This window comes from Paenibacillus sp. M2, from assembly GCF_046713495.1.
GTDB lineage: Bacteria > Bacillota > Bacilli > Paenibacillales > Paenibacillaceae > Paenibacillus > Paenibacillus amylolyticus_B.
Map to the genome: position 1 here is coordinate 289,551 of NZ_CP169648.1, position 24,128 is coordinate 313,678.

General features: G+C 47.3%; 18 protein-coding genes and 1 riboswitch. Of the genes, 9 read left to right on the forward strand and 9 right to left on the reverse strand.

Features of this window, described 5'->3' with window-relative positions:
* Window positions 1–197: 197 nt before the first annotated feature.
* The 5 genes from kdpB (at window position 198) to ACETMN_RS01375 (ending at window position 7,610) form a co-directional block, all read left to right on the forward strand.
* Window positions 198–2,198 carry a potassium-transporting ATPase subunit KdpB gene (kdpB, locus tag ACETMN_RS01355; RefSeq protein WP_411736387.1) on the forward strand — a complete coding sequence of 667 codons (2,001 nt, stop codon included), beginning with the start codon at window positions 198–200 and terminating at the stop codon, window positions 2,196–2,198.
* A 99-nt stretch (window positions 2,199–2,297) separates the two neighbouring features.
* Window positions 2,298–2,858 carry a potassium-transporting ATPase subunit KdpC gene (gene kdpC, locus ACETMN_RS01360; protein ID WP_091012124.1) on the forward strand — a complete coding sequence of 187 codons (561 nt, stop codon included), beginning with the start codon at window positions 2,298–2,300 and terminating at the stop codon, window positions 2,856–2,858.
* Window positions 2,859–2,966: 108 nt separating this feature from the next.
* Window positions 2,967–5,306 carry a histidine kinase gene (locus ACETMN_RS01365; RefSeq protein WP_411735670.1) on the forward strand — a complete coding sequence of 780 codons (2,340 nt, stop codon included), beginning with the start codon at window positions 2,967–2,969 and terminating at the stop codon, window positions 5,304–5,306.
* A gap of 5 nt (window positions 5,307–5,311) precedes the next feature.
* Window positions 5,312–6,907: an ATP-binding protein gene (locus ACETMN_RS01370; protein WP_411736388.1), complete on the forward strand. Its 1,596-nt coding sequence runs from the start codon at window positions 5,312–5,314 to the stop codon at window positions 6,905–6,907.
* 1 nt (window position 6,908) lies between these two features.
* Window positions 6,909–7,610 carry a response regulator gene (locus ACETMN_RS01375; protein ID WP_411735671.1) on the forward strand — a complete coding sequence of 234 codons (702 nt, stop codon included), beginning with the start codon at window positions 6,909–6,911 and terminating at the stop codon, window positions 7,608–7,610.
* A gap of 127 nt (window positions 7,611–7,737) precedes the next feature.
* Here the strand turns inward: ACETMN_RS01375 and ACETMN_RS01380 are convergent, their stop codons facing one another.
* A complete protein-coding gene (locus tag ACETMN_RS01380; protein WP_411735672.1) occupies window positions 7,738–9,039 on the reverse strand; it encodes an alpha-glucosidase/alpha-galactosidase in 1,302 nt (433 codons plus the stop codon).
* 204 nt (window positions 9,040–9,243) lie between these two features.
* Between ACETMN_RS01380 and ACETMN_RS01385 the strand changes: the two genes are divergently transcribed.
* Complete coding sequence (locus ACETMN_RS01385; protein ID WP_411735673.1) at window positions 9,244–10,071, forward strand: AraC family ligand binding domain-containing protein; 828 nt, start codon at window positions 9,244–9,246, stop codon at window positions 10,069–10,071.
* A 77-nt stretch (window positions 10,072–10,148) separates the two neighbouring features.
* Window positions 10,149–10,342, forward strand: a riboswitch (cobalamin riboswitch).
* A 490-nt stretch (window positions 10,343–10,832) separates the two neighbouring features.
* Here the strand turns inward: ACETMN_RS01385 and ACETMN_RS01390 are convergent.
* From ACETMN_RS01390 to ACETMN_RS01425, 8 genes are all read right to left on the reverse strand, one after another.
* A complete protein-coding gene (locus ACETMN_RS01390) occupies window positions 10,833–13,772 on the reverse strand; it encodes a DUF5704 domain-containing protein (RefSeq protein ID WP_411735674.1) in 2,940 nt (979 codons plus the stop codon).
* A 439-nt stretch (window positions 13,773–14,211) separates the two neighbouring features.
* A complete protein-coding gene (locus ACETMN_RS01395; protein ID WP_411735675.1) occupies window positions 14,212–15,492 on the reverse strand; it encodes an S-layer homology domain-containing protein in 1,281 nt (426 codons plus the stop codon).
* A 346-nt stretch (window positions 15,493–15,838) separates the two neighbouring features.
* Window positions 15,839–16,168, reverse strand: coding sequence for a chaperone CsaA (gene csaA / locus ACETMN_RS01400; protein ID WP_105602218.1), 330 nt, complete (start codon window positions 16,166–16,168; stop codon window positions 15,839–15,841).
* Window positions 16,169–16,279: 111 nt separating this feature from the next.
* A complete protein-coding gene (gene udk / locus ACETMN_RS01405) occupies window positions 16,280–16,912 on the reverse strand; it encodes a uridine kinase (RefSeq protein ID WP_017691162.1) in 633 nt (210 codons plus the stop codon).
* Window positions 16,913–16,931: 19 nt separating this feature from the next.
* Complete coding sequence (locus tag ACETMN_RS01410) at window positions 16,932–17,105, reverse strand: hypothetical protein (RefSeq protein ID WP_411735676.1); 174 nt, start codon at window positions 17,103–17,105, stop codon at window positions 16,932–16,934.
* A gap of 7 nt (window positions 17,106–17,112) precedes the next feature.
* On the reverse strand, window positions 17,113–17,694 hold the full coding sequence (locus ACETMN_RS01415; RefSeq protein WP_411735677.1) for a VanZ family protein: 582 nt from the start codon (window positions 17,692–17,694) through the stop codon (window positions 17,113–17,115).
* A gap of 32 nt (window positions 17,695–17,726) precedes the next feature.
* Complete coding sequence (locus tag ACETMN_RS01420) at window positions 17,727–18,851, reverse strand: DUF4179 domain-containing protein (RefSeq protein WP_105602215.1); 1,125 nt, start codon at window positions 18,849–18,851, stop codon at window positions 17,727–17,729.
* Complete coding sequence (locus ACETMN_RS01425; protein WP_091012141.1) at window positions 18,835–19,371, reverse strand: sigma-70 family RNA polymerase sigma factor; 537 nt, start codon at window positions 19,369–19,371, stop codon at window positions 18,835–18,837. Before ACETMN_RS01425 ends, ACETMN_RS01420 begins: the two co-directional genes overlap by 17 nt.
* A 329-nt stretch (window positions 19,372–19,700) precedes the next feature.
* On the opposite strand from ACETMN_RS01425, the gene ACETMN_RS01430 reads away from it, so the two are divergent.
* From ACETMN_RS01430 to ACETMN_RS01440, 3 genes are all read left to right on the forward strand, one after another.
* Window positions 19,701–20,546, forward strand: a complete 846-nt coding sequence (locus tag ACETMN_RS01430; protein WP_223199825.1) for a PRD domain-containing protein — start codon at window positions 19,701–19,703, stop codon at window positions 20,544–20,546.
* 142 nt (window positions 20,547–20,688) lie between these two features.
* Entirely contained in the window at window positions 20,689–22,617 is a 1,929-nt protein-coding gene (locus tag ACETMN_RS01435) for a beta-glucoside-specific PTS transporter subunit IIABC (RefSeq protein WP_411735678.1), read from the forward strand.
* Window positions 22,618–22,668: 51 nt separating this feature from the next.
* The gene (locus ACETMN_RS01440; RefSeq protein WP_091012147.1) at window positions 22,669–24,126 is read left to right on the forward strand and encodes a glycoside hydrolase family 1 protein; all 1,458 of its coding nucleotides are present in this window, start codon (window positions 22,669–22,671) and stop codon (window positions 24,124–24,126) included.
* Window positions 24,127–24,128: the final 2 nt, after the last annotated feature.

Sequence of the window (24,128 nt, forward strand, 5' to 3'; positions counted from 1 at the left end):
GGGGCTCTACAGAGAAATTGGTGTATCGACGTAACGTATGGAGGTGGCAGTGCACGATGAATGCAGTCGAACGAAAGAAGGAGCAGACGATGCAACACACGGATACAGAAATGTTTAGAACGAAGGGCAATGAGCCGGATAACAATCGAGGTCATATTCAACGTGATCCCGGATCGAAACGGTCGTTAAGCAAGGATATGATACTTCAGGCTTCACTGGATGCGTTCAAGAAGCTTAATCCAGTGGTCATGATCAAAAACCCGGTCATGTTTATTGTCGAGGTGGGTACATTCATTACGCTCTTGTTATGCATTAATCCCGATCTGTTCACCGCATCCGAAGCCGGGCGCGGGTACAATATCGCCGTATTTTTCATATTGCTGTTCACCCTGCTATTTGCCAACTTCGCGGAGGCACTTGCAGAAGGTAGAGGTAAAGCGCAGGCGGATACGTTACGCAAGACGAAGTCGGACACCATGGCCAATCTGGTACAGAAGGATGGAACAATCCGACACGTGTCTTCGACCCAATTGAAAAAAGGCGATATGGTACGTGTGGAAGTTGGTGAACTGATCCCCACGGACGGTGAGATTATAGAAGGCTTGGCCTCTATTGATGAATCGGCCATTACGGGAGAATCTGCCCCGGTCATCAAGGAAGCGGGAGGCGATTTTTCATCGGTTACCGGAGGTACACGTGTCGTATCTGATTACATCGTCATGCGTGTACAGACCGATCCGGGGGAGTCATTCCTTGACCGGATGATCTCTCTGGTTGAGGGTGCACAGCGCCGGAAAACACCCAATGAAATTGCGCTGACAACCCTGCTCGCCGTATTAACGCTGATCTTCCTGATCGTCATACTCACGATGGTTCCGATGGCGAATTACCTGGGTATTCGACTGGATCTAGCGACCCTGATCGCACTGCTCGTCTGCCTGATCCCAACCACCATTGGTGGATTACTGTCTGCCATTGGTATTGCCGGGATGGACCGTGTTACGCAGTTCAATGTGCTCGCCATGTCAGGTAAAGCGGTGGAAGCAGCCGGGGATATCGACACGTTGATTCTAGACAAAACAGGAACGATCACATACGGAAACCGCATGGCATCTGAGTTTATTCCCGTTCAGGGCATTACTTCGTCAGAGATGACGCAAGCTGCTTTACAGGCTTCTGTGCGAGATGAGACCCCGGAAGGACGTTCTGTTGTAGAACTGGCAGGCAGACAAGGCCAGAGCTGGCCGGAGACGGAATATGCACATGCGGAAAATGTGGAATTCACGGCAGAGACCCGGATGTCCGGTCTCAATCTGAGTAGCGGAATGAAGATCCGCAAAGGTGCGGTAGATGCGATCAAAAGATATATCACCTCCGAAGGAGGCCGTATACCGGGGGATCTGGATGAGATCGCAAATCGAATTGCAAAGGCTGGGGGTACGCCGCTTGCTGTAGCTATCGATGGACGCATCTACGGTGTGATCTATCTGAAAGACACTGTGAAGCCAGGGCTGAAAGAGAAGTTCGCTGAGATGCGCGCCATGGGTATCAAGACCATTATGTGTACAGGCGACAATCCGTTAACCGCAGCGACCATCGCGCTGGAAGCGGGCGTGGATGATTTTATTGCCGAAGCGAAGCCCGAGGACAAGATTGCTGCGATCAAAAAAGAGCAGCAGGAGGGCAAACTCGTCGCCATGACGGGCGACGGTACCAACGATGCTCCTGCTCTGGCACAGGCCGATGTGGGCCTGGCGATGAATTCGGGCACCATGGCGGCAAAGGAAGCGGCCAATATGATTGACTTGGACTCTGACCCAACCAAGCTATTGTCGGTCGTCTCCATTGGCAAGCAGCTGCTGATTACACGCGGTGCACTTACAACCTTTTCGATATCCAATGATATCGCGAAATATTTTGCCATCATCCCAGCGATGTTCATTCTCGCCATGCCGCAGCTTCAGGCGCTAAATATTATGAATCTGGCTTCACCGCAGTCTGCGATCCTGTCGGCGCTCATCTTCAACGCCATTATCATTCCGCTACTCATTCCTATCGCAATGAAAGGGGTCAAGTATCGGGCGATGTCAGCCGAACGGCTGCTTGGGCGCAATGTGTTCATCTATGGCGTAGGTGGTGTGATTGTACCTTTTATCGGCATTAAGCTCATTGATATGGTTCTGTCGGGGATTCTTTGAGAAAACGAAGTGATCTCGAAATCTTGAACTAAAGAGTGATAGACTGCAACGTTTAGCGAAATTGTCCTTTTATCCTAATGAATTCAGGAAGTGATCTGTATGAACATGTTCTTACCCGCCGTACGGCTATCCGTCGTGCTGATGCTGATCTGCGGTCTAATCTACCCGCTTGTAACGACTGGCGTAGCCCAACTTCTCTTCCCTGCGCAGGCGAATGGCAGTCTGATTACGCAAGATGAGAAAATTATTGGCTCGTCACTGCTGGCGCAGGAAATCCAATCGCCGGGGCTGTTCCAGCCCCGGGCATCAAGTGCCGGTTATGACCCAACGGCTTCAGCCGGTTCGAATCGAGCTGTAGCTTCGGATGAGTATATCAGTGAGATGAAGGAAAAGATTGCTCAGCTTAGGCAGGAAAACCCGGGATTGCAGCAGATCCCTGCTGATCTCGTGACGGGTTCAGGTTCGGGACTTGACCCGGATCTCTCTCCCGAAGCCGCTGAGGCACAGATCCCGCGCATTAGCGAAGCTACTGGGCTTAGTGAACAGCAGCTTGTGCAACTTGTAAATGAGCATACGGAAGGTCGTCAGATGGGTATATTCGGGGAACCGCGTGTGAATGTAACGGCTCTGAATGTGGCGCTGACAACGGAACTGAATTAACGAATTAACGAATTAACATATTAGCCTGCTCACGACATATCGCGAGGGGCTTTCTCCATTTTTTCATTATATTTTTTATTTTTTAGAGGAAAGGGGGGAGAGGGACGGATGGAAGACAGTTTCAAGCGCAAGTCTCCAGAAGAGATGCTGAAGATGATTACGAAGCTACAGCAGGGTACACTCAAAATCTACATCGGCCCCGTCAGCGGATCGGGCAAAACGTATCACATGTTACGAGAAGGGAATACGTTGCGCGAGCAGGGCATTGATGTAGTCATCTGCGCCGTCTCCACAATGCGCAGACCGGAAACGGTAGAGCAGCTTGGCGCACTCGAACGGATTCCAAGCATTCACTGGTTACGCCAGAGTGATGAAGTAGAGATGAAAGATCTGAACTTGGATGCACTGCTGGAGCGTAATCCGGAGGTTGTGCTGGTGGATGGTTTGGCACATCGCAACAGAGATGGCGCTCGATATGCTACCAGGCTGGAGGACATTCAGTTCTTGCTCCGAAACAACATCAGTGTCATGACAACGGTGAATGTGTATGAGCTGGAAGGTTATACCGAGCTGGCACGACAACTTACAGGGATCGTAGCAGAACATACGGTACCCGCGGATACACTGGAACTTGCGGATGAAGTCAAGCTGATTGACGTCACGCCGGAAACGATACTGAGCCGTCTTGCAGAAGGTCACCTGAAGGGGCGCGAGGGAGAAGCTGTATTTCGCCAAGGCAATCTGGGTATTCTGCGCGAATTGGCCCTGAGATTGGTTGCAGAAGGGGTCAATGAATCTCTGCGGGAGCATCGGGAGGAGATGGGAATTACCGTCACAACAGGCATCCTGGAACGGATTCTGGTGTCCACGCAATATCATTGGAACGGCTCGATCTATATCCGGCGCGGACAACAGATTGCCAAACGGTTGAATGGTGATCTGTCCGCGGTGGTTTTTCGGAATATGAAGCAGCCATTAAATAAGGAGGCAACCGTATTTCGGCGCAATATGATCAAACTGTTGGAGAAGTTTGGCGGCCATATGGAGGAACTGTCAATATTACACCGTCGTAACATCCCGTCTATGCTGGCGCGTTACGCCATGGAGCACCAGATTACCCGGATTGTGATGGGACACTCCCGGCGTACGCGCTGGCAGGAATTGTGGCAAGGGTCCGTTGTTAATTCGCTGCTACGCAGATTACGTGGTGTTGATCTGTTTCTGGTTGCTGATCGAGCGGCTCGGGAGGGTGAACATGTGGTTCCGACCAAGATAAACGATGTAGAGTCACTGACATACCGCAGACTAAGCGAGCAGGAAATGAAGGAACAGATTGGCCAGATTCAGCGCGGCACATTCAAAATATATATTGGAGCCGCACCAGGTGTAGGCAAAACCTACATGATGCTGCGGGAAGGCAATGATTTGCTCCGTAAGGGCATCGATGTGCAAATCGGTTTGCTGGAGACACATGGACGGGCAGAAACCGTGGAGCAGATGGGTCATTTATCTGTAATCCCTCGTGTGCAGCACGTTTATCAGGAGGCTCGGCTGGAAGAGATGGACACGGAGGCCATTCTGCATCTTTGCCCAGAAGTGGTGCTTGTGGATGAACTGGCACATACGAATATACCCGGAAGTGTCCGGCAAAAGCGTTATGAAGATGTCCTTATCCTGCTGAATGCAGGCATCTCGGTGATTACCACAATGAATGTACAGCATCTTGAAAGTCTGAATGATGCCGTTGAACATATTACCGGTGTTCGTGTCCGCGAGACCGTACCCGATCGGATCATTCAGATGGCGGATGAGGTGCAGCTGATTGATGTGGCGCCCCAGGCCTTGCGGCAGCGCATGAGGGAGGGTAAAATCTATGCAACTGCCAAGGTCGAGCAAGCCCTTGCAAATTTCTTCAAAATCGGTAATCTGATTGCCTTGCGTGAACTTGCCCTGCGCGAACTGGCGGACGACGTGGATGAACGGCTTGAAGCACAGCAGGCCAAAATCACACTTCGAGGACCTTGGCGCAGACAGGAAGCGGTCTTTGTATGTGTAAGCAGTGATCGTCATGCCGAGCGGCTTATCCGGCGTGGATTCCGCATGGCTTTTCGTCTAAAAGCCATCTGGCATGTACATCATATCCACATCGGCGAGTCCATGAGTGACGAAGTGAAGTGCCATCTGGAAGCGTTGGAACAGCTGACGATTCGGCTTGGTGGTCAATTTCATATTCATCACGGTCCAAGGCTGCGCGATGTACCTGAGATTTTGGCAAGAAAGGCATCGGAGGCGAGAGCAACCCAATTGGTGGTCGGGCAGGCAAGGCGGGTGTGGTGGCTGAATGGCTACCGCGGCTCAGGTTCGGTGGTCAACCGACTTGTACGCTTGTCGCGGCATCTGGATGTATTGATCGTTGCAGATTACGATGAGGAACGGAGCGGGATGTGAATAAGATGTTGTCTGAACGAATAAAAAGAGAAACACGGGCATCCCATGGAAAACGGGTTCCGGCATATGTATGGGTGACCCTCGGGGTGACACTGCTAACTTTGCTGCTTCATGTTATCGGCATGAGTGGTGATCTGGTTAATGTAGCGCTTGTATACCTGTTTCCCGTTCTGGTGAGTGCTGTGTATTGGGGAATGGGGCCGGCTGTATATGCCGCGGGTTTTAGTGTTATTATGTTTGACTTCTTTTTTGTACCGCCATATCTGAGCTTTACGGTTGAGGATTTGAGATATCTCATCTCCTTTGTCGTGTATCTTGCTGTGGCGATCCTGACAGCAAGTCTTGCAGGTCGGTTGCGACAACAACTGGAGATGGTAAAAGCACGCGAAGCCACAACTAACTCCCTGTACGCATTGAGTCGTCAGATGACAGCCATTACGGATCTGAATACGTTGCTGGTTAACATTGCAACCCAGGTTTCGCTCACCCTGGGTAAGCCCGCGGCTATGTATCTTCCGGATGGTCAGGGGGATCTACTGGTTACTAGCTCATCTTCACCCGCATCTGAAGCAGAAAAGGGTGGCTGGGGAGATGGAGAGTCGGAGATTGCCATTGCCAAATGGGTATATCATCACGGACAGATCGCTGGTAAAGGATCATCTACTCTGCGGGAATCTCCCGGACTTTACGTGCCGCTACGCACAGAGGAGCAGATCCATGGTGTGCTCGCTGTGAGCATGGACGCTGATGAGGTTCATGAGCAGCAAGAACAGCTTCGTCTGTTGGAGGCATGCGGAGGACTGGCCGCAGGTGCCATTGCCCGAGTGAAACTGGCTGAAGAGGCCCGATTGGCGCAGATCACTGCCGAATCGGAGCGCATACGCACAGCGCTGCTGGACTCTGTCTCCCATGAATTGCGTACGCCCCTAACCGCCATTATCGGCTCGGCTACGGGATTGTTGGAGAATGATATTCTTTTTACACCCGAGGATCGGAGAGAATTAACAGTCAACATTCGGGATGGAGCCTTGCGCATGAATCGTCTCGTCACGAATCTGCTGGGTATGGTTCGGCTGGAGAGCGGCATGTTGCAACTGAATCGGAAATGGTGTGACGTGGGGGACATGATCAGCGTTGTACTGACACAGGTTCGGGAATTCAGTCCGCATCGTAACATTCAAGTTGAACTGCCTGATGATCCGGCCTTCATTAACGGAGATGAAGTATTGCTGGAGCAGGTACTGGTCAATATCGTCAGCAACGCCATCAAATATTCGCCTGATGAGAGCCAGATTGTTATCACTGTGGCGAGTGATAAGAGTTCAAGTCAATTGACGATCTGGGTAGCTGATCAAGGCATCGGTATACCGGAAGCGGAAAGAATATGTATATTTGATAAGTTCTATCGCTCAGAGTCGACCCAGCATGTCACAGGAACGGGGCTTGGTCTGGCGATCTGCAAAGGCATTGTGGAAGTCCACGGAGGTACCATTGTGGCAGAGCCGAATCTGGGCGGAGGAACGAGAATGCGCATAGAACTCCCCATGGAGGCTCACGGATCGCGGTTTCCCTATTCAGAACAAGGAGAGGTTGAAGAATAACATGAACGCACCACTAGGGGCTCGTATACTGGTGATCGATGATGAACCGCAGATTCGCAAATTGCTCAAGGTCACTCTTCAGGCACATCAATTCGAACTCCACGAGTGTGGGGAGGGCGAAGAGGGTGTTATTCAAGCCAGTATTGTACATCCGGATCTGATCATCCTTGATCTTGGTTTGCCAGGCATGTCTGGCATGGAGGTACTTCACCGGATTCGAGAATGGTCACAAGTGCCGATTATTGTGCTGACAGCGAAGGATCAGGAGGGAGACAAAATTGCCGCGTTGGATGGTGGTGCAGATGATTATGTGACCAAACCATTCGGTATGGGTGAGTTGGTCGCCCGTATTCGGGTTGCGTTACGTCATGTAGCCAAAACGACGGATGAGCCGATACTGCGCTTCGGATCACTCACGATTAATCTGGCCCAAAGGCAAGTCGAACTGGAGGGGAATTTGGTCAAATTAACCCCGACGGAATATGAGATGCTGAAGGTGCTTGCCTCCAATGCAGGAAAGATCATCACTCAGCGCCAGCTGTTGCAGCAAGTATGGGGAGGGCATCATCATGAGTCCGATAGCCACTATCTTCGGGTATATGTGGGACATCTGCGTAAAAAATTAAATGAAGATCCAACGAATCCGCGATATATTCAGACGGAGCCGGGTATTGGTTATCGTTTTTTGCTCCCTGCCGAGTAAGGATCAAGGGAGCGAGGCATTTCTTCTAAAAGATGTGATGCACGTTTCAGCGGGTGAGCGCTATGGATGAACCAAACCAACAAAGCACCGTCCCCTTTAGCTGCAAAGGAAACGGTGCTTTTATATATTATGAGGTATATTTCGGCAACCAGTCGCCGTGAGCCTCAATCAACTCATCACACATCGCTACGATGTCGTCGATAGACAGTTCGGCAGCCGTGTGTGGGTCAAGCATGGCGGCGTGATAGATATGTTCCTTTTTACCAGTGATTGCTGCTTCAATGGTCAGCAGTTGCGTGTTAATGTTTGTCCGGTTCAGTGCTGCGAGTTGTGGAGGCAGATCCCCAATGTACGTAGGGCTGATCCCTGATCCATCGACCAGACAAGGTACCTCGACACATGCCTCGCGCGGCAGATTCGTAATCAGTCTGTTGTTCATGACGTTGCCGCCAATCTTGTATGGGTTATTCGTCTCCATCGCTTCGATAATATGCGATGCGTATTCACGGCTGCGGGTGTGTTCAATATTTTCGCTGGCAAACAGCTTGGTACGCATTTCTTTCCAGCCTTCAATCTGGTTCACACAGCGGCGTGGATACTCATCCAGTGGAATATTGAAGCGTTCAATCAGCTCCGGGTAATTCCGTTTGATGAAGTAAGGATGGTACTCGGCATTATGCTCGGAGGATTCCGTTACATAATAGCCAAAACGCTGCATCAGCTCAAAACGAACCATGTCGTCATGCTGTTCCTTCTGTTTTTCCTTCGCCAGACGTTTAATCTCGGGGTACAGATCCTGCCCGTCTTTTGTAACTTCGAGCAGCCACGCCATGTGGTTGATCCCTGCAATCTTAGCCACGACACCTGTCTGATCGATCCCCAGTGCATCAAACAGATGTGGTACACATACCTGTACACTATGACACAATCCTACGGTTTTGATCCCGCCCTGCACATTCATGACGTTAGTAAGCACGGCCATCGGGTTGGTGTAATTCAGGAACCACGCATCCGGACATACTTCCTGCATATCTCGGGCGAAATCCAGCATAACAGGAATCGTACGCAGATTACGGAAAATTCCGCCGATGCCGAGTGTATCTGCAATGGTTTGACGCAATCCGTATTTCTTCGGAATCTCGAAGTCTGTAATGGTACATGGATCATATCCACCGACTTGGATAGCGTTAATGACATATTTGGCCCCGCGCAGCGCTTCTTTGCGGTCATGATATACGTTCACAACGCAACGACTTCCGAGTGAACGGGCCAGGCTGGTCAGCAAACGCTCGGAATCGCTCAAACGTTCAGCATCGATGTCAAACAATGCCAGCTCAAAATCCTGCAGTGCTTCGGTCATCATGACATCACCCAATACGTTTTTGACAAAGACGGTGCTTCCCGCACCGAGAAATGTAATTTTATTCATCTTAAGTTCAGCCTCCCTGAAAAATGTTGTACCCCAACTATAGGCCGATTCGGCACATATAACTATGGCTCAACCCTTCTCAAACATGGCATAATCCCATTTTTGTTTCCGTTTTCAACTAATAATGTTGTGCTTTAGCTGTTATAATTTAATTAGACATACAGATGGTGAACCTCGGAAGGAAACAAGGAGGGAGGGCATAAAATGAGAAAAATAGAGATGAATGTGGTTCCCGCAGGCTGGACACAGATGGAGCTGATGTTGTTGTTTTTTGGGTGGGAGGCATGTGACCCTGCGCATTATTGGGGACCGGGTGTACGTGATTCTTACATTGTGCACTACATCCATGAAGGACGGGGCACTGTGTACATGGGGGATCAGGAGTACAAGCTTAGCGAGGGACAGGGTTTTGCCATTCTCCCGGACACGCTTATTCATTATGAGGCAGATCCGCAGGAGCCCTGGACGTATTCGTGGTTTGGTTTTAAAGGCATACAAGCCAAAGCATTCATGCAACGTGCTCAATTGAGCGCGGAGCGGCCGATATATGATGCCCATGATACGATTACGATGGAACAGTTGTATACGGAGATGGTCCAAGCTTCCACGCGTCCGGGAGGCGATGTGATGAATCAGAGTCTCTTGTACCGCTTGATGGCAGAACTAATCTCTTCTTCACCTGTGGAGGAAGAAATAGGGCAGCTCCTTTCGAACAAAGAAACGTACATCCGGCAGGCGGTGCAGTTTATGGAGAACAGGTACAGTCAGCGAACTTCCATTCTGGATATTGCCCAAGCTGTGGGGCTGGATCGCACGTATCTATCGGGTTTGTTCAAAGAGCGATATGGCATGTCGCTACAGTCCTTTTTTCTGGAGTACCGTATGAATAGGGCAGCCGAACTTCTTCAGAATCCAGGGCTGTCGGTCAGTGAAGTGGCCCATTCTGTTGGTTATACGGACCCATTACTGTTTTCCAAGATGTTTAAGCGTGTGACGGGCGTATCTCCGAAGGGGTCGAGAATTCGCGATTAGACGCACTTAGTGTTTCAAATTTGAAAGAAAATTTTTGATCATTAAACGTTGTCCCGCTATTCTGATACAGAAGTGTAATTGAATATGTGGAACTTGGTGCTTTGCCCGTCAGGGTGGAAGCTTAATAGGGAAGTCCGGTGTAATACCGGCGCGGTCCCGCCACTGTAACAGAGGAGTCAGGTAGTGATAATCCACTGGTTTAAGCCAGGAAGGAGCTGCAAGTGACGATGAGTCTGGAGCTAGGAGACCTGCCAGGTTTAACTAACACAGTAGTACCCTAAGGGAGATAGGAAGGTGTTTAGAGAGCATGATTTTTTCTACCCGTCTCCTGGAGAAAGTCTGTCAGGATAATACAATGTGCGGGTTTTCGTTATAGTCTAAGTAAGGTTATAAAAAGAGAATGATGCAAAAAGGGTTACCCCAGAAGTCCATAGATGACTTTCAGGATAACCCTTTTGTTGTATAACAGGCATGTTGTGTGTAAGTTGGAACGTGATACAGCAATAGCTTCTGAATGCTTCATCTTATGTCGTTCAGTGCACCTATATCAATTCAGTACACCATAGTTTTGTGAAGGCTGCATAGTATTTTATCTGCCCTCATGTCTATTTCATCATATATTTATTGATTGCTTCATTGGGTGTTATCGCTATACAGACAGTCAGTCTTATTTTGGAGAGATACTCCGCATATAGACTCTTCTGTCCACATGTAGTTGGTTACATCTGCTTAGCCAGTCGTGCTGACATGAGAGATTCAAACTAGTGTGGTACTTGCGATTGGAAGTCGTTCCGGCTAGACTGATCAGCATGATAAAAGACAATGTCGCCATCCTTCAGCGGCCAGGTACTGCCGTGACTGTCTGTTGGCGTTTTGTTGAAACCTTCCATCTGCCATTGATTCATCAGTGGTGCATGAATGTATTGCAGATGGGGCGCCTCTGTATTTCCATTCCGCAGGCTCTCCACGTTGAAGTTAACTACGATATAACCATTCTTTAGAAAAATCTTCGATTTCTCATCCAGCTGATTTTGTTGGGCAAGGGGTTCGAGATCCGTCCCTTTTGGTACGGCATATACATCGGCTGGCAAGCTGTACTCCCCGTACCAACGCTGGATTGCTGCATTGGCCCGGTCCACGTTGACCCCGGAAGGAATCTCCGTTTTGGGCCCGATGAGTGTCCGAATCGGAGCGGACAGGATCATCCAGTCATAACGACCTACCCATGTTTTTTGATGTGAAGTCTGATCGACCAGGCGAACCATATGTTCTGCCAACGTACGCTGGCTGCGTTCTTCCGCTGTCAGTTCATAAGTATACTGATAACGCGCGGTATCGCCTAACTCTGTGCCGGGTACATTCCGAAGCCGCGAGTTCAGGACAACAAATCGTTTCTCCAGATCCTGTGCCGATCCGATGCGGATTAGGCGTTCCTGGCCTCGATGGTAGTACAGATCTACTTCTTTCCGGGAAGACCCGTCTTTACTCACAAAAGCAAAATTGGGTGTAATTCGAATACCATCCTGATTGCCAAACATATTGCCCTTGGTCTTCAGATCAAACTTGAAATGGTACCCTGTCTTCACAAGTGCGTTAGCAAATCCCTGTACCGGGTGGCTTCCCGGTCGAATGGGCAATACAAATGGAGCCAGGTTACCCCGAGGATCACCATCGATGCTATTGATTCCAGCCCAGTAGCTAAGGCCCGTTGGTTCGGGACTGCCCAGCCGCTTGCGAAATACATTTTCCCAGTTGTAATCAGAGATATCAGTGACGTGAAAATCATATAACCTTCCGATGACATCTACCGGTACGGTGTCTGCTGCAACATGATGTGCCAAATTGGTATTAGCATCCTTTTGCTCGGTAAAGTTTGCAGGTGCATTCTCTGCAATATTGCGGAATGTAATATGGTATTTTCCCTCGTCTACCCATACAGGAAGGTAGAATGTGGTATCCAGTTGATTGACCGGAATATCGACCCATGTCTTGGCAGGGATAAACTGACTCCGGTCTGCGTTGTAGACATCAAACGGGAATTGCACCTGTTTGATTCGAAAATATTTGGCATATTCCCGATTCCCATAACCGGGATAACTTGCTGCGTCCAAGTGCTGTCCCGATGTGGGAATTCTCACAATGAACGGACGTTCCAGAATGAGTGCAGCGCTTGTTGGGTCCGGCACGGTTTTCTGATTATGCGGCTGATCATCCGATACCCAGACGTAATTGACGACAGGGGTATGTACCGTGACGGTGTTGATGCCGTTAATCGGTAATATTTTATTGGCGCCGCCATTCACGTTGCCTGGTAGCAAATCATAATAGATCTCACCAGAGCTTGTGGTGTTTGCTTTATTCAACAGGAAATTGCTGATCATATTACCCGGTTTGTACAGCACATTGCGACCGATCGTTGTTGGGTTAGGAATGTTGGATGGCGTTGGGCCATCCTTGGTTGCTTCCACATCATTCATAATGGTTGTGTTGTTGAATTTCACTAGATCATTATTCACTTTACTTTGAGGTGTGTTGGATTCAGCCATCCCTTTTAACCGTGATGTATCATCAGGCACACTGGGAGGTTGGTTCAAACCACCTGTTAATTTGGGTGGAGTATATGAGATTGAAGTGGTTTGGCCTGGTCGTACATGGCTTTCTACGGATTCATCATGTTTAGACTCCAGTGTTGGTGGTGTGTATCCTGATGGATTCATCGTAACGGTCTCACCGGGCAAAGCGTAATTGTTCATGGTTGCTTTAGCGATCTTATATACTTCCAGGTTATTAATTTTCCAGTAGGAGTAGTCTCTTGTGATTTGGAAGTTGTATGGCTTGGGTACCGTGTCGTTCGCAGGTACAGGTGTCCCTGATGTACAACCATCATCATCACATACCTCCGGTCCAGGTACTGTCCACTCTCTGTCGTACGAGATTGTGAAATTACAGTTGTATGTAATTTTACCGCTCATTTTCGCCCAAGCTTGTTTAAACAGGTAATTGTCAGCAAAGGCATTTGTGTAGAGTGACTCGGAAGTAGGGATTCCTTTTAACACATTGAATGTCTCATTATCTCTGTTATCTGACTTAATAACACCGTTGGCATTTGGATCGAGATCACTCATGCTCATGATGGTTCCACCAGAAGGTGGTCCAACCGTTGGCGTGCAACCTCCACCGCCTCCGTTACTGTCCTCCCCACCAGGACCCGGATTTTCCTCAACGCCAATGTTTGTTGTGGTTGTTAGCTCAAAATCATCCTTTTCCCACAGTACTTTGATGGTTGTGGTTCCTCTGCTGACGGCTTGAACTACTCCGGAGTTACTAACGGTAGCGACACCAGGATTGGATGATTCCCATGTCGTTGTACCACCGCTACCGGTGTTTACATTGGTTTCTGCACCAAAGTTTCCATCACCATTTTTCGTTTTGACCGTTGCGTTTAATTGTTTGGACTGGTTCAAGCTAAGTTGCCCGCCAGCTGTGAGGTTGATCTCTTTGGTTATTTCGGCAAAGGCCCGCCAATAAAGATCAGTTCTGAAAATGTAGTCCGCTGACCATTTCGGAGGGTTATACTTTCTAGATGCAGTAGGGGCAATTGCGCCCCCGATTTGCATTTGGAATTCGGTGCTCAAGCCATCAAATTTATCTACAGAAATTAAAATTGGATCTCCAATTCTATAATAGCTAGTGTTGTCCATGTAGTGAGGTTTCTTTGATCTTTCAGTTATTGTAGATGAAGGGAGCTGCTCATTATTTTTATCCTTGTACTCCGTTGGTTTGTATACATCTTTATCGAGATCTAATCGTACACATACTCTGGATGATTTAGGTAGGTTAGTTGAAGAATCATTAATTAGGTTAATGTCGTTACACTGACCTTCTACCCTCCAATCTAAATTATCGAGTTGAAAGATATAGATACCAAGATTTGTTTTTGCTTCTCCTTCAAGAGGAATAACTTTCTTCTGTGACTTAGCTGGTCCTGAGGGTTCCATGTGAAATGGTTTAACTTCTTCTTTAGTGCCTGGCCCCCCGCCAGCTTCAATGGTGGAAAAGGGGGCTAACAAAGCACTTATTGTAAAGGCTACGATAAGAAATCGACTTATATTGCTTTTTAATGCCAAAATTATCCCATCCTTATTTATTATCGATCACACTGAATGTAACTCCCTCTTTAGTTGTAAGTGTAATTGCAGAAATCAGAGATTTATCAAAATGTAGTAGTCCATCTCCCCAGAATACAGGATCTTTGACAGTGAAAACTCCTTTGCTTTTGAGAAATTGAATATTAGTCGGTATTCCAAATGAAGCACTGGCTTTAGTTTTTGGGGAAAGAAGAGGGTCAATAGCACTTGAGTTTAATAAACTTCCAGCTTGGAGCTGATTCATAGATGAACTTTTAATGTTTAATTCAAATTCAACATATGAGTGATATGCACCTCGCAAAGTTGTGATAACTCCTTCATCAACGAAAACAGGATAATAAACGCTCCGTTTTGCTCCTACTGCATAAGGGCTAACGACAATCCAATTCTTGATTTTAAGATCAGAATAATTTGTTAGAGTAACAAGATTTTTATTTCTTATTTTTGAAAAGTCCTCTGTTACAGAATTATAGTCAATGTTAGGATTAACTTTTTTCTCAGGTGTTTTTTTGTACGATGGCGCAATAATACTCAAATTTGTCCCCGTCAAACCCACCGCTCGCAGCTCATTCAGCCCCTGAAAATCAGCAGGTTTTGTCTTGGCAACTGCTGCATAACGGGCAATCAATACAGCTACTTCAGCTCGTGTTGTTGTACGATCGACGCCAAATGTTTTATCGTTTGCTACACTCATCAGTCCCGTTCCCAGGGCAACAGCGACTGCATTTTTTTGAGCGCTTGCGAGTTTGCCTGTGAAATATTCCTTTGCAGGCACAACGGTGTTGGTCACATCAGAGAGTGCTTGTTTGTACTGAGGATCAACAACGGTTAGCCCTTGCGTCAGCCAAGTAGCCATCTCCCCTCGTTGAAGAGCGCCTTGTGCATCCAATTTCCCCTTATAATTAGAAGGGCTGATAAAACCTTTTGCTATAGCAATAGAGACACCACTTTTTGCCCACTCGGGTATGTCCGTGAAATTATTTTGTTCTTGTGTTGATGCATTAGGCTGGTCGGATAAACGTCCCAGAATACTTGCCATTTCAGCTTTGGTGACTGGTGAGCTTGGTTTAAATGTCCCGTCGGCATACCCCTTGAAATAACCTTGTTCCACGGCCGAATTAATTGCTGAAGATGCCCAGTGTGTAGAAGGAACGTCCTTGAATTTAGTTGTAACTTGTGCGGCTTCTACAGAACTCCCAACACCTCCAAAACCTGCGATACCCCCTGTTAATATAGCCAATGCCGCTACGCCGGAAATCATCATTTTTTTCATGAATCTTACTCCTCTCCATTTTCGTTTGTTTTCTTTGGTATGTACGATTTAGGTTACTAGATACTAAATTTGTAATAATAATGAATATTCTACCATGTAATACTAGGCTGTTGGTATGATTAATCAATATGTTTTCTCCTCTCCACACCACTCTTACTACTTCTCCAGACCTATATTCCATCAAAAAAACACAAAAAAAGGCCACGAATCCGCAGATTCATAGCCTTATGCTTTAAGGTCTCCAACATATGTAGTTCCATCAATAGTCAATTCAATAATCAATAAATCAAGAATACTCGATTTCCAAACATTTGAAAAGCCCATATTCTTCTTACTCCAAATAAAGTCAGGCTATCGGTGTTCCATTAGGTAATGGGCTATCCGGTGAGAGCAAGACAACATCGCCTTCACCAGGCAAGCCGCCAAGCACAAGTACTTCAGAGACAAAACCGGCAATCCGCCGAGGTGGGAAATTAACTACAGCAACGACCTGTTTGCCAATGATCACATCAGGCGTGTATCGCTGAGTAATCTGAGCGCTGGAGCGTTTAAGACCAAGTGGTCCGAAGTCGATCGTCATTTTAATAGCGGGTATGCGAGCCTTGGGGAAGGGTTCGGCTTCCACCACGGTACCAACCCGGATGTCATGCTGCATGAACTCTTCAAAAGTAGCCATAGGGGTAGATCTCCTTTCAACTATTGGGGACTATTATAAATGAAAAATCAACAAAAAATCCAGATTACGCAGTATCGTAACCTGGATTTCTGTTGCGTTGCATTGCGCAAATTAAGCGCCGTTCCAATTTTCCCCGGTGAGGTATTTCTCAGTGAGGATGGATAACATCTGAATACCTACTTCATTATGTCCGCCTTCTGGAATAATGATATCGGCATACTTTTTGGATGGCTCGATAAAAGCATCGTGCATCGGTTTTACCGTTTCGAGATATTGTTTGTACACGGATTGGATCGTGCGTCCGCGCTCTTCAATATCCCGCAGGACTCTCCGTAGAATCCGAACATCGGAATCAGTATCAACAAATACTTTGATGTCCATCAGACTGCGAAGATGTTCATCAATCAGCACATGCAATCCTTCTACAATGACAATATGGTTCGGTGCCAGTTCAACCGTCTCATTGGCAGCACGATTATCTATGGTGAAGTCATATACGGGAGCATACGCCGCTTGGCCTTTTTTCAACAAAGTGAGATGCTCAATCAACAGATCATTATCGAATGCAAACGGGTGATCGTAATTGGTGAGTCGGCGTTGCTCAGGTGTCAGCTGCGACTGGTCTTTGTAATAATTGTCTTGGGATATAAACGTGACTTTACCTGATCCCAGACGGTCTATGACGGAGCGAGCTACCGTCGTTTTACCGGAGCCGGTTCCTCCGGCGATACCAATAATGAGCATGGTTGTTCCATAAGCCTCCCTAAAATGGCAGCATGATGAATGGATAAAAGCGCATCAGAAATCCTTCGTTCATGGCCTTTATCCACATGTCTGTCTCTGAATACACAATTCTTTCATTGTACCATAGCAGACGGCTTTTTTCATCTTGGTGTATGGACCATGTTTTGCCTTCAGGAGCTTTATGCTCGTTCATATTCATTTTACTGCATATCTTTGGATGATGCTCCCCGTGGTGTCTCCCATAGGGCCAGCAGGCGCTGTCCGATGGAACTTTTTGTGAACATATTCAGGATGACATAACCAAGAACACATCCTGTTGTATTGGCTATCAAATCGTTCAGATCGGTGCTGCGACCGTTGCCTAAGGTTGCTCGGAGCAGCAACTGTGTTATTTCGATGAGGAAACTTACGCTCAATCCTGCGAATGCTGCTGTTCGTATCGAGTGAATCCAAGGCTTGATGAAAGGAAGCATGAACCCCAGTGGCATAAACAGCACAATGTTGAGGAGAAAGCTTGGTGCATCCGCGGTCAGGAGCGGAATCCATTGAATGCTTTGATACCATGGAGTTTGATTGGCATAGATTCCGATGTTCACGTCGATAGGGAAAAATACAAAGTGCATAACGCCCAACATATATATGGCAAATGCGAGCATCGACACATACTGCCTGACCGTATACCTGGTTTTGCTCACCCTGGCGTGGATCATCAGGGCAAGCAGGACCAGAACGAATAATGGGCCAAGTACGATGGGAGATGAGATTGAATATTGGATGGACATGGAATGGCTCCTTCATAAGAAATGAGATCAGGCTATTGAAGCTGAATCTTCATTTCCATTCCCTTGATGAATTGAGTGTCTTTAACCTCTTCCGTAAAATCATCCTTGATCTCGAAAGGTTTTACTATCAGATATTTTACATCCTTGGCAGTTGTGGCATATATGCGTTCCGATTTCAGTTGGTTACCCTCGTATAGGCCTTCGCCGCTGAGAGCGGTTAGCTGCCGCTCCTGATCATCATAGACGGCAAATCCGACGTGACTCAGCTGTTCCTGCTCTTTTGCCGTAAGAGTACTCTTATCGTTCAAACTGATAACAGTAGTTAGACGGGTAGTGACAGGGGTAACCACAGCTTCCGTAACAGCGGCAGTATACAAATTGTTGGTCATGGCTGTATTAGGCAGAACCTGATGAATGTTTTCTGTTGATTTGGCAAATGGAACCGTCAGCTCGAACTCATGATCGATGCCCTGCAACGTCAATTGAACCTTGGCGTCGAACTGATCCGGCAATTGTGCCGTTCCCTGATCGGAGGAAATGACCTGCTCAAAGAGCAGTGTATTTGGCTGCGTTTCTCCTACCGAACTATAGAACAGTCCGCTATTCGAAAGGGACCCGTCGACTTTGAAAAAGACATTCTCAATACCACTGCTCAGTTTCACGATGTCCTTGCCATTGTCATATTCACCCTGATTCAGATTAGGCGCAGTGAAATGAACCAGAAATGCAGCACGGGTACCATCATAAACTGTTTCAAGGACTTCCAGCTTCACATCCTGGTAAGCAACCTTGCTGTTAACAGGGGTAGTCAAGCCGTCGTTGCCCGCCGTTCGCAGACCCATATCGGCTTCGATTGAGCTGAAGAGGCTGCCCACGAGTGGGATATTGCGCAAGGAGGCAGCCATGGCCGGTGATACAAAGCCGGATGCAAATACAGTCACGCCCAATACTCCGGCTGCGATCGTCGCAGCTGCAGCCTTGTGCCATCGCTTGTGCCGGCGACTGGAGCGCAAAGTTTGTTCGGTTTTCAATGTGTTTGGGGACGCCGGCAGAGAATCCAGTGTGGCATCAATCCGGTTACGCACGAGTTCAGACATCAGAGGACGCTCCTTCGCTTGGTTCTTTAATTCCTGATCGATATTAAACAGGTTTGACATGTAAGTTTACCTCCCGAAAATTTTTGAATTTCTGATATAACTCCTGCCTTGCCCGAGTAAGTCTCATTTTCACTGCACTTTCGGAAATATTGAGGGCATCGGCGACTTGACGGAGAGACAGGTCTTCAAAATAATGCAAAACGACAACAATTCGCTTCGATTCCTCCAGTTGGTCTACCGCTTCTCGCATATCGACCTCATCGTAGGGACTGGAATGCTCCCGCTTTTCTGAAGGTACTTCCGCATAAGCGGTGGAGAGAGAGCGGCGGGACAGCATCGTGTTGCATTCATTGATGAGGATGCGAAACAGCCAGGTTTTGAAATACCGGGGTTCCCGGAGTGTATGCACCGATTTGTATGCGTTCAGGATTGTCTCCTGAATGGCATCGGCCACGTCCTCCTCTTTTCGCAGCATGGATTTTGCCGTATTGTACAAAGAGTTTTCAATGTCTCGAATAAGCCGGATAAAGGCTTCACGATCTCCTTGGATGGCCTGGTTAACGAGATCGGTTGAACCCATGGATAACAGCTCCTTTCGTATTGGAGGGATGAAGCCAGCACTTGGCTGGTTTTGATATGAATTAGACTGGCGAGTAGGGCATATGGTCACATTTTCTTTTTGTAGTTTTAAAAAAGGGCGTTATTATATATGACGTATCGGGTCTCTGCGTTCCCTTCAATGATAAGAGGGGCTGATTTTTCCCTAAGATTGGATGATTGACTTTTTCTAAAACAGCACTATAATAAACTTATATTCATAACACGGACTGTTACTGGGGAAACCAGGCATGACCGAATTCGATTGCTTTACTGTAATCGCTTTCGGTCTTTTTTTATTTTTGTTGGGGGGTGAGAACATTGAAGGTTATCAAGAAAGTAAACAATAACGTAGCCATCGCTATTAATGAACATAACGAAGAGGTTTTTGTCGTAGGCAAGGGTGTAGGATTTCTGAAAACGCCCTATGAGCTGACGGAGACGGACTTGGTGGAGAAAATATTTGTAGCACCAAAGAACATCCGTATGTATGACCTGCTGAACAGTATTCCGATTGAGGATATTTATCTCGCGGAGGAAGTTATCAAGTTGGGCAGTCAGATCCTGAATAAAACATTTAACCCGAATCTGCTTCTCACCCTGTCTGACCATATCAGTTTTGCATTAACCCGAACCAAAGAAGGCATCCGTATCAAAAATCCGCTGGAATGGGAAGTGCGGACACTCTATCCGGACGAGACCCGGGTGGGGGAGGCTGCGCTGAAGCTGATTCAGGAAAAAACGGATATCGCTCTGCCGACAGCCGAAACAACACTGATTGCTCTGCATTTTGTTAATGCACAGGTGGGCTCTGGAGAGATGACGGATACCACCAAGGTAACCACAGTTACGGGCGAGATCCTGTCCGTGATCAAATATGCGCTCAAAATTGATTTCCAGGAGGATTCCATCCATTTCATGCGCTTTGCCACACATATTCGGTATTTCATTCTGAGGCAGATGAGCGGTAAATCGCTCAAAGACGAGAATGAATCGCTGTTCCTGATGGTGAAGGAGAAGTTTCCGAAAGAACTCGCTTGTGTGGAGAAGATTGCTGATTTCCTGGAAAGTAATTATGGCTGGACCTGTTCGGATGATGAAAAGTTATATCTGATTCTGCATATCCAACGATTGATTTCGAATGAACCAGCGGAATGAATGAACTAGTGAAGAAACTAACCGAATAATCCATATTGGACTGTTACTGATTCGATCAGGCATGACCAAGCGTAGGGAATGACGATTCCCCGGCTTGGTCATTTTTTATATATCCAATTTATTCATGTAGAGGAGAAGGGTCATGAACAACAAAGACTTGGCTAAAAACGTACTTGATCTCGTTGGCGGCGAGCAAAATATATCCGGGCTAACACACTGTGCAACCCGTTTGAGATTCGTATTAAAGGATGATAACAAAGCAGACCTCAAGGCACTGGATCAGCTCGAAGGCGTGCTCAAGGCACAAAATTCCGGTGGACAGGTTCAGGTTGTTATCGGTGCCAAAGTAGACGCGGTATATAGTGAAGTGAAGAATCTAACTTCTGACAAGATTGGCGAGCCTACGGAGTCTACAGACAGTGGACCGAAAAAGAGACGTAACCCCGTCAACGTAGTGCTTGAAACCATCGCAGGTATATTCACGCCTGTTCTGCCAGCACTTGTTGGATGCGGTATGATCAAATGTTTGGCTACCGTAATAACTGCAATGGGGTACCTGGAAGGATCGGGCTTCCTGACGATCATTAACATGATCGGGGACTGTATTTTCTACTTCATGCCGTTTTTCCTGGCTGTTAGTGCAGCAAACCGTTTCAAAACCAATCCCTATTTGGCGGTAGCTCTTGCTGCGGGACTCATGCATCCAACTATTTTGAACGCTGCGGCTCAGATTGCTGAGACGGGTGTAAACCGTATTGATTTTCTCGGCATGCCGATTCTGCTGATGAAATATTCCTCTTCCGTCATTCCAATCATTTTGGCGGTATGGATTATGAGTTATGTGTATCCAATCGTCAATCGAGTGATTCCCAAGTTTCTACAGGTCCTGCTTACCCCAATGATTGTTTTGTTCATTATGATTCCAGTGGAACTGATCGTGCTTGGCCCAGTAGGATCATATATCGGTGACTGGTTGACCAATGGCATTAACTCATTGTTCTCAACCGCAGGTGTTCTTGCTGGTGCGATTCTTGGATTTTTCAAACCGATCATGGTTATGTTCGGTATGCACTATGCCATCATGCCTATCCAGGTTCAACAAGTGGCTACTCTGGGCGCAACCGTGTTGTTACCAACAGCACTGGCAGCGAATTTGGCTCAGGCTGGAGCAGCCTTCGGTGTGTTTGTCCTAACGAAGAGTAAAACGATGAAATCAGCGGCTGCTTCGAGCGGATTCACCGCGTTGTTCGGGATTACCGAGCCGGCGATCTATGGGGTAACGCTGAAATACAAACGGCCCTTTTTCGCAGGTTGCCTGGCAGGTGGATTAGTCGGTGGATTCTACAGCTTGGTGCACACAACAGCGAATGCAATTTCACTTCCAGGTGTATTGGCAATTGGCACGTATTCCTCTGATCGTTACATGTATGTTGTTATTGGTTGTATTGCCGCAGTTGTACTTGGCTTTGTGTTCACGCTGTTGGCGGGCATCAAGGAAGATACAGATGGAAATAAATCGAAGCAACAAGCTACGAATAAAGTAAATAGCAATCAGACAGTCGTTGCCTCAGAGGTAACTCCAGCGTCCGTATCATCACAGACATCCACTTCTTCTGACATGCTTATCGTTAGTCCAATGACAGGGGAGATCAAACCGATCTCTGAAGTGGACGATCAGGCATTTGCTCAAGAGTTGATGGGTAAAGGCATTGCGATTCTTCCGACAGATGGCAAGGTATATGCTCCATTTGACGGAGTAGTCGAGGCCCTTTATCGCACCAAACATGCTATCGGATTGAAGGCGGCGAATGGTGTTGAGATCCTCATTCATATCGGGGTGGATACTGTCAGCCTCAAAGGCAAATATTTTACCGCCCATATCGAACAGGGACAGACAATCAAGGCTGGCGATTTATTGGTGGAGTTTGATCCAGAAGGTATTACGATAGCAGGTTATAACACCATTACATCTATTGTTGTTACCAACATGCAACAGTATGGGGACGTACTGACTACAGCGACCAGCGGCCCGATCCGGGAGAGTGAAGCGCTGATCAAGCTAATCCCCTAGAACCTTAAATAAGACCATTTAAATAACACGTAATAACAGGAGGAAACTAAAATGACAAATTCCAATTTTCCAAAAGATTTTTTATGGGGCGGGGCGCTTTCTGCCTGTCAGGCTGAAGGTGCTTATAATGTGGACGGCAAGAGTCTGACCATTCCCGAAGTGATGAAATTTAACGAGAAGAACGACCGTAAAGTGACCAAGCAGATCAGGGTTAATTGGGAGATGATTGAAGAGGCCAGGAATGACCCGGATACGGTTAAATATCCAAAGCGCCGGGGGATCGATTTCTATCATAACTTCCGTGAGGATATCGCATTATTCGCCGAGATGGGCTTCAAAGTGTTCCGTTATTCCATTTCTTGGGCCAGAGTCTTTCCAGGTGGCGACGATGCCGCTCCGAACGAAAAGGCACTGGAGTTCTATGATCAGGTTATTGATGAATGTCTGAAACAGGGTATGGAGCCCCTGATCACCATTAGCCACTTTGATACACCGATTGTACTGATGGACAAGTTCGGAGGATGGTACAACCGCAAGCTGATCGATCTGTATGTGAACTATTGTGATGTGCTGTTCAATCGCTACAAGGGCAAAGTGAAATATTGGGTGACGTTCAACGAGATCAACATGAGCGTGAAGGCATCTGCCAAGACGCTGGGAATCATTGATTATGATGCACCGAATTATGAGGAAATGCTGTTTCAGGGATTGCATCATCAATTTGTAGCTGCGTCCAGAGCAACCAAGATGGCCCATGAGATTGATCCGAATAACCAGATCGGAAGCATGGTGGCATATTTTACAACGTACCCATACACATGCAAGCCGGAGGATGCACTTCAGATGCAGCAGGATGATCAGATGAAAAATCAATTCTATCTGGATGTGCTCAATAAAGGCGAGTACCCTTATTATAGTAAAACGTATTTCAAAAACAAGGAGATCCGGTTGAACATCGAGGACGGCGATCTGGATAACATTCGCGCAAATACGGCTGATTTCGTGGGGATGTCATATTACAACTCGATGATTTCCAGTAGTGATACCGAACAACTTGAATTAACAGCCGGAAACGTACACAGTGTCTACAAAAACCCGCATTTGCCTGCAAACGAGTGGGGTTGGCAGATTGATCCCATTGGCCTGCGTTATACGCTTAATCTCGTCTATGATCGGTATCAAAAACCTGTTTTCATTCTGGAGAACAGCTCAGGCTTCTACGACAAGCTGAATGAGGACGGAACGATCAACGATCCCTACCGGATTGATTTCCTGAGCAAACATATCGAACAGATGGGACTCGCCATTGCTGATGGGGTCGAGGTGTTGGGATACACGATGTGGGGGCCCATCGACATGATCAGTTCAGGGACTTCCGAGATGAGCAAACGGTACGGATTTATCTACGTGGATCAGGATGACTATGGCAATGGTACGCTGAAAAGATATCGGAAGGATTCGTTCTTCTGGTATCAGAATGTGATCCGTACCAACGGAGCAGAACTGTAACA

Bases quoted from the DNA above. Each gene is read 5' to 3' on its own strand.
- kdpB (WP_411736387.1), top strand. From the start codon at position 198: ATGATACTTCAGGCTTCACTGGATGCGTTCAAGAAGCTTAATCCAGTG.
- kdpC (WP_091012124.1), top strand. From the start codon at position 2,298: ATGAACATGTTCTTACCCGCCGTACGGCTATCCGTCGTGCTGATGCTG.
- ACETMN_RS01365 (WP_411735670.1), top strand. From the start codon at position 2,967: ATGGAAGACAGTTTCAAGCGCAAGTCTCCAGAAGAGATGCTGAAGATG.
- ACETMN_RS01370 (WP_411736388.1), top strand. From the start codon at position 5,312: ATGTTGTCTGAACGAATAAAAAGAGAAACACGGGCATCCCATGGAAAA.
- ACETMN_RS01375 (WP_411735671.1), top strand. From the start codon at position 6,909: ATGAACGCACCACTAGGGGCTCGTATACTGGTGATCGATGATGAACCG.
- ACETMN_RS01380 (WP_411735672.1), bottom strand. From the start codon at position 9,039: ATGAATAAAATTACATTTCTCGGTGCGGGAAGCACCGTCTTTGTCAAA.
- ACETMN_RS01385 (WP_411735673.1), top strand. From the start codon at position 9,244: ATGAGAAAAATAGAGATGAATGTGGTTCCCGCAGGCTGGACACAGATG.
- ACETMN_RS01390 (WP_411735674.1), bottom strand. From the start codon at position 13,772: ATGGACAACACTAGCTATTATAGAATTGGAGATCCAATTTTAATTTCT.
- ACETMN_RS01395 (WP_411735675.1), bottom strand. From the start codon at position 15,492: ATGAAAAAAATGATGATTTCCGGCGTAGCGGCATTGGCTATATTAACA.
- csaA (WP_105602218.1), bottom strand. From the start codon at position 16,168: ATGGCTACTTTTGAAGAGTTCATGCAGCATGACATCCGGGTTGGTACC.
- udk (WP_017691162.1), bottom strand. From the start codon at position 16,912: ATGCTCATTATTGGTATCGCCGGAGGAACCGGCTCCGGTAAAACGACG.
- ACETMN_RS01410 (WP_411735676.1), bottom strand. From the start codon at position 17,105: ATGAACGAGCATAAAGCTCCTGAAGGCAAAACATGGTCCATACACCAA.
- ACETMN_RS01415 (WP_411735677.1), bottom strand. From the start codon at position 17,694: ATGTCCATCCAATATTCAATCTCATCTCCCATCGTACTTGGCCCATTA.
- ACETMN_RS01420 (WP_105602215.1), bottom strand. From the start codon at position 18,851: ATGTCAAACCTGTTTAATATCGATCAGGAATTAAAGAACCAAGCGAAG.
- ACETMN_RS01425 (WP_091012141.1), bottom strand. From the start codon at position 19,371: ATGGGTTCAACCGATCTCGTTAACCAGGCCATCCAAGGAGATCGTGAA.
- ACETMN_RS01435 (WP_411735678.1), top strand. From the start codon at position 20,689: ATGAACAACAAAGACTTGGCTAAAAACGTACTTGATCTCGTTGGCGGC.
- ACETMN_RS01440 (WP_091012147.1), top strand. From the start codon at position 22,669: ATGACAAATTCCAATTTTCCAAAAGATTTTTTATGGGGCGGGGCGCTT.